Annotated in this window: 12 protein-coding genes and 1 tRNA gene; 6 read left to right on the plus strand and 7 right to left on the minus strand. The window is 55.3% G+C overall.

Annotation, left to right across the window (positions count from 1 at the left end; translation table 11 throughout):
* Positions 1–39: 39 nt before the first annotated feature.
* The 3 genes from KCG88_RS02945 to KCG88_RS02955 all read right to left on the minus strand — a co-directional run bounded on the left by KCG88_RS02945 (position 40) and on the right by KCG88_RS02955 (position 3568).
* Positions 40–921: a helix-turn-helix transcriptional regulator gene (locus KCG88_RS02945; RefSeq protein ID WP_210711711.1), complete on the minus strand. Its 882-nt coding sequence runs from the start codon at positions 919–921 to the stop codon at positions 40–42.
* A gap of 74 nt (positions 922–995) precedes the next feature.
* On the minus strand, positions 996–2414 hold the full coding sequence (locus tag KCG88_RS02950) for an aminotransferase (RefSeq protein ID WP_169891343.1): 1419 nt from the start codon (positions 2412–2414) through the stop codon (positions 996–998).
* A 53-nt stretch (positions 2415–2467) separates the two neighbouring features.
* A complete protein-coding gene (locus tag KCG88_RS02955; protein WP_210711712.1) occupies positions 2468–3568 on the minus strand; it encodes a polyamine ABC transporter substrate-binding protein in 1101 nt (366 codons plus the stop codon).
* 405 nt (positions 3569–3973) lie between these two features.
* Between KCG88_RS02955 and KCG88_RS02960 the strand changes: the two genes are divergently transcribed.
* From KCG88_RS02960 to KCG88_RS02975, 4 genes are all read left to right on the plus strand, one after another.
* Positions 3974–4047: transfer RNA gene (locus KCG88_RS02960), tRNA-Cys, on the plus strand.
* Positions 4048–4270: 223 nt separating this feature from the next.
* Positions 4271–4660, plus strand: coding sequence for a (deoxy)nucleoside triphosphate pyrophosphohydrolase (locus tag KCG88_RS02965; RefSeq protein WP_210711713.1), 390 nt, complete (start codon positions 4271–4273; stop codon positions 4658–4660).
* Positions 4620–5477, plus strand: a complete 858-nt coding sequence (locus tag KCG88_RS02970; RefSeq protein ID WP_246882540.1) for an HNH endonuclease signature motif containing protein — start codon at positions 4620–4622, stop codon at positions 5475–5477. The genes KCG88_RS02965 and KCG88_RS02970 overlap by 41 nt, the downstream gene beginning before the upstream one ends.
* A 412-nt stretch (positions 5478–5889) precedes the next feature.
* Positions 5890–7020 carry a hypothetical protein gene (locus tag KCG88_RS02975; protein WP_210711714.1) on the plus strand — a complete coding sequence of 377 codons (1131 nt, stop codon included), beginning with the start codon at positions 5890–5892 and terminating at the stop codon, positions 7018–7020.
* 157 nt (positions 7021–7177) lie between these two features.
* On the opposite strand, the gene KCG88_RS02980 is transcribed toward KCG88_RS02975, so the two are convergent.
* From KCG88_RS02980 to KCG88_RS02990, 3 genes are read right to left on the minus strand one after another with little or no spacing between them, the layout of a single operon-like run.
* The gene (locus KCG88_RS02980) at positions 7178–8242 is read right to left on the minus strand and encodes a tyrosine-type recombinase/integrase (protein WP_210711715.1); all 1065 of its coding nucleotides are present in this window, start codon (positions 8240–8242) and stop codon (positions 7178–7180) included.
* Positions 8243–8245: 3 nt separating this feature from the next.
* Positions 8246–8512 carry a DUF4224 domain-containing protein gene (locus tag KCG88_RS02985; protein WP_210711716.1) on the minus strand — a complete coding sequence of 89 codons (267 nt, stop codon included), beginning with the start codon at positions 8510–8512 and terminating at the stop codon, positions 8246–8248.
* Between the two features lie 9 nt (positions 8513–8521).
* Positions 8522–9328 (minus strand): DNA cytosine methyltransferase, encoded by an 807-nt coding sequence (locus tag KCG88_RS02990; RefSeq protein WP_348984522.1) that lies wholly within the window; start codon positions 9326–9328, stop codon positions 8522–8524.
* 5 nt (positions 9329–9333) lie between these two features.
* Here KCG88_RS02990 and KCG88_RS02995 point away from each other — a divergent pair, with 5 nt between their 5' ends.
* A complete protein-coding gene (locus tag KCG88_RS02995) occupies positions 9334–10026 on the plus strand; it encodes a hypothetical protein (protein ID WP_210711718.1) in 693 nt (230 codons plus the stop codon).
* Positions 10027–10604: 578 nt separating this feature from the next.
* On the opposite strand, the gene KCG88_RS03000 is transcribed toward KCG88_RS02995, so the two are convergent.
* A complete protein-coding gene (locus KCG88_RS03000; RefSeq protein WP_210711719.1) occupies positions 10605–11534 on the minus strand; it encodes a LysR family transcriptional regulator in 930 nt (309 codons plus the stop codon).
* Between the two features lie 278 nt (positions 11535–11812).
* Between KCG88_RS03000 and KCG88_RS03005 the strand changes: the two genes are divergently transcribed.
* Positions 11813–13249 (plus strand): cytosine permease, encoded by a 1437-nt coding sequence (locus KCG88_RS03005; RefSeq protein ID WP_210711720.1) that lies wholly within the window; start codon positions 11813–11815, stop codon positions 13247–13249.
* Positions 13250–13259: the final 10 nt, after the last annotated feature.

Raw genomic sequence — 13259 nt, forward strand, 5'->3', positions numbered from 1 at the left:
ACCGCGGCGTTTTTGAGCGCATCGCGAGCACGCTCGCTCCTACAGGGGGCTTTGGCTGGGCGGTGGGGGCTGGGTCAGCCAGTCGATGAATAGCGCGAACAGCTCGGCCTGGGAGTTGATGGTCAGCTTGGTGTAGAGGTTCTTGCGGTGCATGCGCACGGTTTCCGGGGAAATCTCCAGCACCTTGGCCGTGGATTTTACCGAGTGCCCCCGCAGGATCAGGTGGGCAATTTCGCGCTCGCGAACCGTCAGCAGTGGCTGGCCAAAGCTCATGAATGCCGCTTCGATCTGCTGGTTGAAGTTGGCCGGGGCCGGGGCGGGCAGCGCGTCCTGACTGGCCTGGCGCAACAGCGATTGCAGGCCGCCACTGCCGAAACGGCGGATCAGCTCGCGCACCAGCGGTTCCACCGCCCGCAGCAGCTCCAGGGGTTCGCTGGCGAAGCGCTCGCCGCTCAGGCCCTGGAACATGCACAGGGAAATCTTGCTCTGGGGATCGAGGTCGACGATGTAGTAACTGTCTTCCGCGCCCCCGGTCTTGAGGTAGTAGGTCTTGTAGTACTCGCTGCTGAAGAAGTCATCCGGGGCGATTTCCGACAGGTGATAGAAACCTTCGGCCAGGCCGTTTTCCACCGCCAGGCAGAACGGATCCAGCAGATAACCGCGGGAAAAGTAGCGGTTGATGATCTCGTCGCGGTAGGCGCCGACTATGCCCCGTTCATGCAGCAATTGCGGTGGCAGGCCCTTGCGTTCCAGGCTGATCATCATCGATTCGATGGGCGTCAGGGCGTTCAGCGCTGTCGCCAGGTGCTGCAGGAAAGTGCCATCGTCCACGCTGCCGAAGGCCTGGGCCAGGCAGGTGTGCCAGGCCTGCAGGGCAGGGAGGCTCAGGGGGGCGGTAGAAGTGTTTGCAGGTGCGCTCATGCCCGGCAGTCTAACGGTCGGGCGCAGGCCCGGTAAGACCCCGGGCCGATATTCGCGCTGCCACCGGCTAGGGGTCATTGGCCCAGGTACTGGCCGTTCTGGCGCAGTTCGGCGGCGGCTTCGAGGATGCAGTCGCGCAAGGTGGCGACTATTTCGTCGATCTGCTGGCGAGTGATGATCAAGGGCGGCGACATCACATTGAGATGGCCGATGGGGCGCACCAGCAGGCCTTTGGCCTGAGCCCGCAGATGGATGCGCTCGGCGATGTTCAATGCATCGGGCAGCAGCGCCTTGGTGCGCTTGTCGGCGACGAATTCGACGCAGGCCATCAGCCGCTTGCAGCGCACGCTGCCCACCAGGGGCAGCTCGGCCAGGGTCTGCAGGCGCTGTTCCATATAGACGCCGACCTCTTCGACATGGGCCAGCAGGTTTTCCCGCTCGATGATCTCGATGTTCTTCAACGCCGCGACGCAACTCACCGGGTGCCCGCTGTAGGTGAAACCGTGGGTGAAGCAGCGACCCTTGCCCGGCTCGCCGATGACCTGCCAGATGCGCTCGGAGAAAATGCACGCGCCCAGGGGCAGGTAGCCCGAGGTCAGGCCCTTGGCAGTGGTGATGATGTCCGGCTGCATGCCGAACACTTCCTCGGAGGCGAAGAAGGCACCCAGGCGGCCGAAGGAGGTCACCACTTCGTCAGCGACATACAGCAGGTCGTAGCGCTGGCAGATTTCCCACATGCGCCGGTGATAACCCTCGGGCGGAATGATGACCCCACCGGAGCCCATGATGGGTTCGGCGAAGAACGCCGCCACCTTGTCCGGGCCCAGGGTGAGGATCTTGTCTTCGAATTCCGCTACCAGGAACTCGAGGAAGTCCGCTTCACTCATGCCGGCCGGCGCCCGGTAGTAGTTGGGGCAGGAGATGTGGTGAAACAGGTCGCTCATGAAGTCGAATTCAGGCGCGCGGTCAGCAGCCTTGTTACCGATGGACATGGTCAGGAAGGTGGAGCCGTGGTATGCGTTGTGCCGCGAGATCACGTGCTTCTTCTCATGCTTGCCGCGACTGTTCTGATAGAACTGCACCAGGCGGTAGGCAGTGTCCACCGCGGTGGAGCCACCGGTGGTCAGGAACACGTGGTTCAGGTCCCCCGGGGCCAGGCTTGCCAGCTTTTGGCAAAGCTCGATGGCGCTGACATTGGCCATGTCACAGAACGGGTTGGAGTAGGCCAGTTGCCGCACCTGGTCGGCGATGGCCTCGGCCATTTCCTCGCGGCCCAGGCCGATGTTGGTGCACCACATGCCGCCTACGGCATCCAGGTAGCGGGTGCCGGCGGTGTCATAGATGTAGGCGCCGTCGCCGGCAGCGATATTCAACGACCCCTGTTCGCGGTGTTCGTCGAACATATGGAAGCCGTGCATGTAGTGCGCCTTGTCGGCGGCCACCAGTTTCGAATCGTCGAACTGCTGGAAGAAGGCGTCGGGTTGGATAGCCATGGGCTTCACCTCGGGTAGCAATATGGGGTGGAAAGTCTGTGGGGGCGGGGGGCTCACTTGCCGATCTTCACCATGTTCCAGGTACGGGTGATCAGCCGGGTGCTGGCGGGCGTCTGGATCTTCTGGGTGAACAGCCGCTCGCGGGTCTGGGCATCGGGGTAGATCGCCGGGTTGTCCCGCACCTCGGCGCTCAACAGTGGCGTGGACTTGAGGTTGGCGTTGGCGTAGCGGATGTAGTCGCTGACCTCGGCCATGACCTTAGGTTGCAGCAGGTACTGGATAAAGGCATGGGCGCTGGCCACGTTCGGCGCGTCGGCGGGGATATAGAAGTCGTCGAACCAGATCAGCGAGCCTTCCTTGGGAATGAAATAGTCGAGCTTGACCGGTGCCCCGGCCTCGTTGGCCCTGGCCTGGGCCGTGGCGTAGTCGCCGGACCAGGTGGCGCTGACGCACAGGTCGCCATTGGCCAGGCCATTGAGGTAGCTGGTGGAGTCGAACTTGCGGATATAAGGGCGCACCGCCATCAAGGCATCCTGCGCCGCTTTCAAATCCTCGGGGGCGGCGCTGTTGGGATTGCGCCCCAGGTAGGCCAGCACCAGCGGCAGAATGTCGGTGGGCGAATCCTGCAGCGTCACCCCGCAATCGGCGAAGCGCGACACCACCTTGGGATCGAAGAGCATGGCCAGAGAACCGATGGGCGCGTCCGGCATGCGCTCGCGGACCTTGTCGACGTTATAGGTCACGCCATTGCTGCCCCAGGTATAGGGCGCCGAGTACTGCACACCCGGGTCGTAGCTTTCCAGGCTTTTGAGCACCTGCGGGTCGAGATTCTGCCAACTGGGCAACAAGGCCTTGTTCAGCGGCTGGAACACCCGTGCCTTGATCAAGGGCGGCACCAGGGCCGCGTTGAGCACCACCAGGTCGTAGCCGGAACGCCCCGGCAGCAGCTTGCCCTGGACGGTTTCATAGGAATCGAAGGTGTCGTAGATCACCTTGATCCCGGTGGCCTTCTCGAACCCGGCGAGGGTGTTCTCGCCGATATAGTCCGACCAGTTGTACAAACGCAGGGTCTTTTCTCCGGGCTCACCGGCCTGGGCCCAAGCCGTCGTCAGTGCCAGAACCACGCCAAACATCGCAGGGAAAGCTGTACGCATACTTCAATTCCGCCTTGAACGTGATGGAAGGAGCCCGGGTCGAGCCGTTGGCGTAACTGTCCGCGAGCGCCCCGGCCCACGCCATAACCCGATCGGGTAGGTGGGCAAACACAGAAGGGGGCAGCTATCTGGATGGGTTTGTGCAATCATCCCGCCTCGTTGGCGAACACCAGGCTGTTCGCCTGACGGATTGGCTCAGCCCGGAAACCTGTAGAAACAGCCCGGCAGAAAAAATCTCGAATAGGAGTTGCCAGGAATGGAAAACACGTCCATAATTGCGACCATTCCTCAGCGAGGAAACGGAAAAACTCTTTAGAAATCAAAGAGTTACGAGATGAAGTTGATCTCGTTAGCCGTTCCAGTTTGTACGTGTCCAGTGTTGTGTTTCAGGCATTGGACATTTGGGGCCGAGTAGCAAAATGGTTATGCAGCGGATTGCAAATCCGCCTACGCCGGTTCGATTCCGACCTCGGCCTCCACCCTTGAAAACCCCGTAGATTAACGTCTACGGGGTTTTTTATTGCCTGGGATTTGGGCAATCACTTCCGCAATTTTTTGGATCGCTTCCGCAACTCGCCTGTTTTTGGCGTCGCACTGAAGAGAATTTCCCTTCCCGGAGTGCGGACTGGTGATGGTTCTCGGCTAAGATGTTTTCCCTTCGTTCCTATGGATCTTTCGGACTTGGCGATAAGGAATCGCGCTATGAAAGCACCAGTAGCTGCCGCGGTCGTACATCGCGACGGGAAAATTCTTATCACGCGCAGAGCTCCAGGCCAGAAGCTGGCGGGCATGTGGGAGTTTCCCGGCGGTAAGCTTGAGCATGGCGAAACACCGCAGGACTGCATCACCCGTGAACTACGTGAAGAGTTGGGTGTTGAGTCCGTCGCCGGCGAGATTCTCACTTCTTCGATTTACACCTATCCCGGCGGCACGATCGAACTGATCGCCGTCAGCGTCGTTTTGCAATCCATCCAATTCGTCCCGCAGGTACATGACCTGATCGAGTGGGTGCGACCTCACGAGTTACTGCAATACGACCTTGCTCCTGCTGATGTTCCAATTGCTGAAGAGATCATCCGAACATATGGTTAATTTTGTTCCTCCAGTCCCAGGCTCTAATCTCAATAACGACGATCTGACGCGTTTGTTTCAATGCAGTCCGCAAGGTGGGATGCGCCGCTCAAATCGTACTAACACCCTCGTCATCGTTTCGAACCATGTGGCGTCCATTTATGACGATCGCTGGGTTAATGATTTGCTGCACTACACCGGTATGGGGCAGCAGGGTGATCAGTCGCTGGAATTTAACCAAAACAGAACGCTGAACGAGTCCCGTGCCAACGGCGTATCCGTGCATCTGTTCGAGGTATTCACCGCTAAAACCTATACCTACATCGGTGAGGTGGAGCTGGCTGATGAGCCGTATCAGGAGAGGCAGCCTGACATTGAGGGACAGGAGCGCTTTGTGTGGGTGTTTCCGCTACGCCTTAAGTCAGGTGCTTTACCGGCCATTTCAGATTCCACGCTGCAAAAGCTAAACGAGGTGAAAGAGAAGCAAGCTCGTAAATTGAGTGATGCTGAAGTGGAGGCGCTTGCTCGGAGACAGGGGCGGGCCAATGTTGGAAAACGTAGTGCCAAAGTTATCCAGCATCAGCGTTCCGTCTGGGTAGCGGAACATGCTAAGCGCAGGTCGAAAGGGATGTGTGAACTGTGCCAGGAGCCTGCACCGTTCAATAAGGCGGACGGTACGCCTTTTCTAGAAACCCACCACATCGTATGGCTGGTTAAAGGAGGGGCCGATACTGTGGAAAATACGGCTGCACTTTGTCCTAACTGTCATAGAAAAATGCATGCGCTTGACGATGATGCGGACAGAGAATTGTTGATCGCGCAGGTAAATACCTACTAATACAGGAGTTGTTCATGGAAGAAGAAAATAAGTTTTGAGTATGAGTGGGCGATGTACACCAGCTCCTACCTTTTCAAGGAGACGATCTAATCGTTTATCTTCCTGGTGGTGGCCAGCGGACAACTACTTTGCATGGTCTTGATCCCGAAATGGCAGCAATGACCAATTTGCGTGGGGTTGTACTACATTCGAATAAGACTAGGTTGGGCGCTAAGTAATTACTTTTATTGCTATAAGCTGACTTGGTTCTCTAGTCATAGCTGTATTTAGGTCAGATTGTCTGGGGGCGACTCATTTCAGTCAGAAGTAGGCCCTTGATTTATTAGATGATGAAGTATGGTCTAAGTCGATTGGTTGCTTTCGCTTTATCTAAGTTGTATCGTCTAACTTTGCTAGTTAAAAGGTATGAAAGATGAGTATAGATTTATTTAAAGATCCAGGCGGCAACAAAAAAAAGCTGCATTCACAATATGTAGCGCTCAAAAAAAGTCCAGCCTTCAAACCTGCGCGAACTATTTTGAGGTCCATTCAAAAGACTTTCACCGACCCAGATGGCAATTTTGTCGAGCAGTTTCAGACCACTGGCTTTGATCAAAAGACATTTGAGTTGTTTTTGAATGAGTTGTTCATCTCGCAAGGTTTCGCAGTAGATCGAAGATATGATCGTCCAGACTTTCTGTTGAGTAGAGGTGAGCTTACGATAGCAGTAGAAGCCGTAACGGCAAATCCATCAGGTAATAAAGGAGTTGTTCCTTACTCTTTATTTCCAGATATTGATAGTACAGACAGCGAGTTGGTTGATCTTTATCGACATGAAATTCCTATACGTCTTGGCAGTCCATTGTTCACAAAGCTAAAGAAAGAATATTGGAAACTACCTCAAGTTCAAGGAAGGCCGTTCGCTATTGCAATTCAAGACTTCAGTCGCCCAGGATCCTTGACTTCCTCTTCGTCTGCTCTTAGTCAGTACCTTTATGGTGTTGAATATGAAGTTAAATTGGATGAGGCAGAAAATTTAGTTGTCCACCATAGTCCAATTGATGAGCATGTAAAGGGCTCCAAAAAAATACCATCTGGTTTTTTTGAATTGCCAGGTTCGGAAAACATATCTGGGGTGCTTTTTTGCAACACCGGGACCATTCCTACCTTCAACCGTATTAGCCATGCAGGTAAAGGAAATGACCCAGGTCTAAGAATGTTTCGATATGGAACACGCTTTAACCATAACCCTAATGCCGTCCTTCCCGCACCATTCATGTATGAAGTGGGGGAGCGTCAGGCTAGAAAAGAATTATGGAATCAAGGGACAATTTTCTTTCATAATCCAAGTGCGCTATACCCTATTCCGATTGGAGATACAGGCGCTTCAGCCGATATGTACCTCAAGGGTGGTGAGTACATAACAAAGTTTCATGATGATTTTCATCCATATATGTCTCTGACCGCGATATTCAATGAGAGCGATAATAGAGAAAAAGTTGATGGGTTTTTGCAAAGAGCTTGGGAAGATCTTGTTAAGGTCTACCCGTTGGACGAAGGCTGATAATTCAGGCAAGAAGGATTTTCCTGTCCTCTAAGCCTTGCTGTTAGCTTTGGAACGATGGCGTACGTTTGTGAGTAGTAGCAACAACTTCTACTGAGATACATGTAGTCGTAATTTTGACCGTTTGCTACCAGTTATGATTTTGGTAGCATACGGCTCATTTAGTTGGCTTAACAATTTCGCCAACTCGTCGATAGACCTTTTTGGTCATCTCCTCGGTTGAATGCCCCAGTAACCGGCTCGCATGCGTCAGCTCGATCTCACTAGCCGCCTTCGGCCGGATATCCTTGAACTGAAACTGCCGAATGCTGACAGCCAGTGCTGGATCGCCATCAGCCGCTGCCTTGATGGCAGCCTTCTCCCTAGCGTCGTCCCATCGGTTGCGCAGCATCTGCTGGCTCATTCGTAACCCTGAGGCGTTGGTGATCAGCGTCGACGTCCTGATGCCGTTGATGGCTCTGCGTTCCTGTAGGTCTTCGATAAAAGCACTCAAGCCAGACTGAACACCTTCCTCCTCCAGCCGCAGGCGCAGGCGCTTTTCGGTCTTGCCCTGGCCAATCAGTAAGAACCCATTGTTCAGGTCGGTGGCGGCGATCTTGAGCACGTCTGCGGGGCGTTGTCCGGTCAGGTAGGCCAGGTCCATCGCGTCCTTCAGTTCTTGCACTGCCTCGGCGTAGACCGCATTCCATACGGTCTCACCGGCGTAGTAGTCCCTGGGTTTTTCCTTGTTGCGGCGAACGCCGAAGCACGGGTTGGCTTTGTCGGTCAGGCCCCACTCTCGGGCAATGGTGAACGCGTGAGAGAGCAGGGCGATTTCTCGATTGGCCCGGACCTTGGCGGTTCTGGCGTCGCGGTATTGGGCGATCACCTGGGGGATGATCGATTCGATAGGCGCGTTTTCAAAGGCTCTCCTGAGTTGCTTGAGTTCCTTGCGGTTGTCCGACTGGGTGCGAATCGATTTGCCGGGGATGATCTCCTTTTCGTACCGGTCGAATACGTAGCTCATCAGGTGGTTTGGCTTGGGCGGCGCTCTGCGTTCCAGCCTGGCCCATTCCACCTTGGCCTGATCGAGGTCGGTGCCCAGTGGGATTTCCTTGCGTTTGCCGGCGGCGTCCCTGCCGCCGTAGTAGTACGCCGTCCAGATCTGGCCGTTCTTGCCCTTTCTGATACGGCGCACCATGCGCGGCGGCAGGTCGCGGTTGGCTGTGGTTCTTTTGCGCACGGGTCAGCTCACATTCGCAAGGTTGAGTGACCAGGCTTCAGTCACGGCACTAGCTGCAGAGGGTTTAACGCCGGCTAACTTCATCCTGGCGTAAACCCGGCCAACGATGGGGCGTCGGGCACCGGTCAGAACAAACTCCCAATGGTTGTTGGTCAGCCATTGGATCTGTTTGGATGGGAGCTGATACCCGGTAATGGTGTGCAGTTCGTCCTGGTCAAGTGTTTCACTCTGCAGTGCGTTAACTGTATTTAGGGCGTTGTTAGTGGTCATGCGGCCACCTCACTTGGAAAGTGCATAAAATGCTGTTGCTGCCACTCGCGGAACTTGGCCATTTCCAATGGCGCGATGTCTGTCCATTGCAATGGCCAGCCCATCAACCACTCGCTGAACTCGGGGTTGTGCCGCCCTCCAGGCAGCAAGCCCAGAAGGGTTAAGTGTTCGGGCAGGCGTACACCTCGCGAGGACTTTTCGGCTCGCTTCCTGGCGGTCTCTGGTAGAACGCTGCCTTTCCCGTCCGAAGCCGTTGGCGTCGGCCACAATCCAGATACGGTCCCTTCTGTGATCCAGGCCGGCGTCGTATGCGCTGAACACTCCCCATCGTGCATCGAACCCCAGTTCGGCCAGGTCCCCGAGAATGCGTCCAAGCCCCCTAGAAGTGAGCATTGGCGAGTTCTCCATGTACGCGAGGCGGGGTCGTACTTCATCGATGATTCGGCGCTGCTTCACCCACAATCCGCTTGCTTCACCGTTCAGGCCGGAGGCGTCCCCGCAGATGGATATGTTGGTGCAGGGAAATCCCCCCGAAACCACATCAACAAGGCCTTTCCATGGTCTTCCGTCAAAACTGCACACGTCAGACCAAATAGGGAAAGTTGGGAGGGCTCCATCGTTTTGTCGTTGCGCCAGAATCTGTGCGGCGTAGGCATCACGCTCAACGGCGCAGATGGTGCGCCATCCGAGGAGGTGGCCGCCGAGTATTCCGCCACCAGAGCCTGCGAAAAGAGCCAGCTCATTCACGCGGCCTCCTTCATAGACGGGAGGCTTTGGAATGGGCATGCTGAGCGCTTTTTGATAGCTGGGAGCCATGACGCATGAAGAAATTCAGCATGCCTCCAGGAATGAGAGTCGCCAGCGTATGGGTTGTCTGGGCATTTCTGGCTATAGGAGCGTTGGGATGGGCACTGTTTGTTGTGTTGGATGCTTTTGGTGTGAAGGATAAGGCCGCTGACTGGGCGCAAGCTGTTGGGTCTATCCTGGCTATTTTTGGCGCTGCTGCTTTTCCTGTTTTTCACTCTAAAAAAAATACTGCAGAGGTTCAGAGACGTACTGACGCGATCATTAGAACTGCTGCTACTTTGATTTCGAAGGAGGTCGGCCTTCTGCTTGCCTCTATGCTCGGAAACATCAAGCCGATTGATGAGCTTCAGTCTGAAATTCAAGATTGTCTTGCAAACAGTCCGCTCTTTGAGCGTTCTCAACCGAGCAAGCGTCTTTGCTTGGAGGCAAGAGAAACCGCCCGCAGGTATTGCAAGAATGGTCACGTGGCCAAGTGGCAGGGGCTTGATACGTTGGTAACGAACATAATCAGTTCCCACATGGTAACTAACCAGCAGCTTATTTATATCAGTCACCTTATGAGCGCAGTCTCTGCCGCCAAGGCTGCATGCGAAATGCTGGGAGACTGGGAGCTGTCCAGAGATGAGTCCCTGCCTACGGTTCATAGGCTTGACCACTGTCTGCATCATGTCCGACTGACAATCGACGCTTTGAACAGGAAAATATAAAGGGTTCCATCTTGTTCTATACCCCAAAACAAGCTGCGCGAGCGGGCCAATCTGAGCATTCAACGTTGCTCCAGGTGTGGCTGCCCCGCGCAGCTTTTCGTGGGGTATACGCGTCTCGGTGGTGCTGCGGGCAAGAGCAGTAATGCCTGCTGCTGTGCAGCACAGACTCTTTGTTTTCTGCGCGTCGACGCTGGCGGCGCTAAGTTTGTCTTCCTGATGGTCGTCAGCGGACAACTACTCTCCGTAGTCTTGACCCTCAAATGGCAGCACTGATCCACTTGCGTGGGTTTGTACCGCGTGCGCTTAAGTTTTGATTGGGTGCTATGTGATTGCCCTTACTGCTATGGAATGTTTTGGTTATCTAGTCATAGCAACATTCCAATCCTGTTTGGTCACGACCGCTTTCGGCTAAAAGCAGCCGATCACAACGTACCGCTTTGCGTGGACTTATTACTGTTCCGTAGTCCTCCACTTAAGTGGAGGAAATAATCATGAGCGAATGAAGGGCGCTGTATTCGACAGCCATTTGCCGAGGGTATGGAAAAGTGCTTTCGACGGACGGGGTTGTTTGTCATTTTTCAAGCTCGCGTGCTCGAGTTCAATGTCACCGAGTGCTTTGCGGCCTGCAACGCTTGCATCAGCTTGGCCAGTGACTCTGTCGGGACTTGCCCTTGTCGGGTGATGCTGTGAAATGCTGCGTTATACCTCAGCCGCTGCGGTGCAATTACACGCAACATGCCACGTGCTACCCAGATATCGGCGTAGTGGGTCGGTAGGTAGCCGATGCAGGTGCCGGAAGCGATCAGTGTGGCAATGGCTTCCATGGAGAAAGCGCTTACCGAGTTGCCGAAGCGCAATTTGTGCGGCCGGCGGCTTTCGAGCATGTAGCCACGGTCTACGTAATCTGCGGCACCGATCTCCTCGTCCGTAAAATGCTCGTCGGGACGTGCAAAGAAAGGATGACCACGCCCGCAATACAGGTTTTGTTCTTCCTCGAATAGAGCTTGGTAATGCAGGCCTGAAAGCTGGTGGTTAAAACAACCGATGGCGAGGTGCAGACGCCCTTCGAGCACGGCTTGCTCAAGCTCGTCGGCACGCATTACCTGCAGGTCGATGCGGGTACTGGGCGAAACCAGGCGAAAGGAAGCGAGGGCCTGCGGCAGCGGTGCCTGGTCAAGCGAAAGTAGGTTATCGACGCTGCCAATCTGCAAGAACTCTGGATACTTTTCGTTAAGCATGACTACCCGCCGATGAAAGCGGTCGATATCAGCATACAGTTCCTGCGCCGCCGCATAAGTTTGGGCGCCTTGTTCGGAAAGTTGAAAGCCGCTCTTGCCACGACGGCAGAGGGAGTAGCCGAGGCGGATTTCCAGATCTCGCACCAATGTGCTCAAGCGAGGCAGGCTGGTATTTAAGCGTACCTGCGCGGCAGTGAAGCCTCCAGCCTCGACGATGGTGCAAAAGATGCGCAGCTTGCGCAGATCCACGTCTGAGAGATTAGTGAGCATCAAAACCTCCGATGTAGAGACACAAGCGCTATAGGGACAGCCCTTATACCAGCAAATTTACCTTGCGAATCAATGCGACTGAACTGCACCGAAAGAGGCCGTTTTTTAGTTGCGATTTCGAGTAAGTCAGGTTCCGTACTGCAGGATTTACCAGCCATTTTTTTCTTCCGATACTCGCGGTGCTGCTGGTCGGCAGTGTTGCGGGGAGGGGAGCCACTGCCGCGGCCCACACAAGCAAAACTTCACCCAGAACAAAAATAACGATTACGGAGTGCGGTATGGCAACTCAACGAAGTAGCGGATCGAGCAGGCCCGCCATTGAAGCTCGCTCAATCGATTATGTGCCTCGTGCAGAGCGGCACGGGAAGGTCTGGCACCAAGGCCCGTTCTGGTTTACCGGCAACTTTGTGTTTCTCACCATGATGGTCGGCTTTGTTGGGCCAAGCATGGGGCTCAGCATAATGTGGAGTGTACTGGCGATTGCAATAGGTGCTGGCTTTGGCACCGTGTTCATGGCCTTGCACGCCAACCAGGGCCCGAAGATGGGCTTGCCGCAGATGATTCAGTCTCGTGCGCAATTCGGTAGCCGCGGTGCCATTGTGCCGTTTGCGGCGACCATCTTTGTTTACATCGGTTTTATAGTATTCGGCGTCATTTTGGTCACTCAGGCCATACAGCTGGTTCTGCCGGGCTCGACGTGGTTCTGGTACCCCATGTTGATTGCGATCAGCATCGTGATTGCACTGGTGGGATATGACCTGTTGCACTTTGTGCAACGTTGGCTCACGTATCTGCTAATTGCCGTGTTTGGCATCGTGACGTTGATGGCTGTTACTGCACTGCCCGCGGCAGCTCCAATACCGGTGAACTCGGGTTGGAACACCACTGCGTTTCTCGTGCAGTTGTCACTTGCTGCTGGGTACAACATCAGCTATTCGGTGTATGTCTCCGATTATTCGCGCTACCTGCCTCAAGATTCGTCCAGCCCCAGGCTGATCTTCTGGACGTACTTGGGCGCGACTGCGTCGGCGATATGGCTGATGTCGCTGGGAGCGGTGTTGTCCAGCTATATACCGGGCGCCGATGGCATCGTTTCGCTGGTGCAAACCGGTAATTATTTCTTCCCTGGCTTTGGCATATTCGTCGCGTTGGTGGGGGCCGTCGCGCAGTTGTCGGTCACCGGCATAAATAGCTATGGCGCCATGCTAACTGGAATCAGCGCGGTGGACGGCTTCCGTCCGGTACGCCCCGGTGTCCGCGTGAGAGTGATCGGCCTGAGCGTAGTGGGCCTGCTGTCACTGGTGATCGCTTTGGCGTTACCGGATGCCTATATGGCCAGCTTCAATGGCTTTGTACTGCTTATGCTGTACTTCCTCATCCCATGGACGGCGGTCAACCTCGTCGACTTTTATGCGATTCGCAAAGGCGAATACGCCATCGCCGAAATATTCAATCCGCACGGCGTATATGGCCGTTGGGCCTGGCGAGGTGTACTGGCCTATCTGGTTGGTTTTGTCGCAATGGTGCCGTTCTTCTCGCTTCCGTTTTTCGTTGGCCCAGTAGCTGCGGCACTGGGCGGTGCGGATATCGCATTCATCCCCGGCTTGTTGATTTCCGGCGGCCTGTATCTCGTGTTGGCGCGCAACCTCGAACGCTCATCGGAGATCGCAGCGCAACGCCAAAGTCAGCTCGTGCTTGAAGGTATTGCCGGCTGAACGCTCACCG

The sequence above is a fragment of the Pseudomonas sp. MWU349 genome (genome assembly GCF_017947325.1).
In the GTDB taxonomy this organism is placed as follows: domain Bacteria; phylum Pseudomonadota; class Gammaproteobacteria; order Pseudomonadales; family Pseudomonadaceae; genus Aquipseudomonas; species Aquipseudomonas protegens.

Bases quoted from the DNA above. Each gene is read 5' to 3' on its own strand.
- KCG88_RS02950 (WP_169891343.1), bottom strand. From the start codon at position 2,414: ATGGCTATCCAACCCGACGCCTTCTTCCAGCAGTTCGACGATTCGAAA.
- KCG88_RS02995 (WP_210711718.1), top strand. From the start codon at position 9,334: ATGAAGAAATTCAGCATGCCTCCAGGAATGAGAGTCGCCAGCGTATGG.
- KCG88_RS03005 (WP_210711720.1), top strand. From the start codon at position 11,813: ATGGCAACTCAACGAAGTAGCGGATCGAGCAGGCCCGCCATTGAAGCT.
- KCG88_RS02985 (WP_210711716.1), bottom strand. From the start codon at position 8,512: ATGACCACTAACAACGCCCTAAATACAGTTAACGCACTGCAGAGTGAA.
- KCG88_RS02955 (WP_210711712.1), bottom strand. From the start codon at position 3,568: ATGCGTACAGCTTTCCCTGCGATGTTTGGCGTGGTTCTGGCACTGACG.
- KCG88_RS02990 (WP_348984522.1), bottom strand. From the start codon at position 9,328: ATGGCTCCCAGCTATCAAAAAGCGCTCAGCATGCCCATTCCAAAGCCT.
- KCG88_RS02945 (WP_210711711.1), bottom strand. From the start codon at position 921: ATGAGCGCACCTGCAAACACTTCTACCGCCCCCCTGAGCCTCCCTGCC.
- KCG88_RS02965 (WP_210711713.1), top strand. From the start codon at position 4,271: ATGAAAGCACCAGTAGCTGCCGCGGTCGTACATCGCGACGGGAAAATT.
- KCG88_RS02975 (WP_210711714.1), top strand. From the start codon at position 5,890: ATGAGTATAGATTTATTTAAAGATCCAGGCGGCAACAAAAAAAAGCTG.
- KCG88_RS03000 (WP_210711719.1), bottom strand. From the start codon at position 11,534: ATGCTCACTAATCTCTCAGACGTGGATCTGCGCAAGCTGCGCATCTTT.
- KCG88_RS02970 (WP_246882540.1), top strand. From the start codon at position 4,620: ATGTTCCAATTGCTGAAGAGATCATCCGAACATATGGTTAATTTTGTT.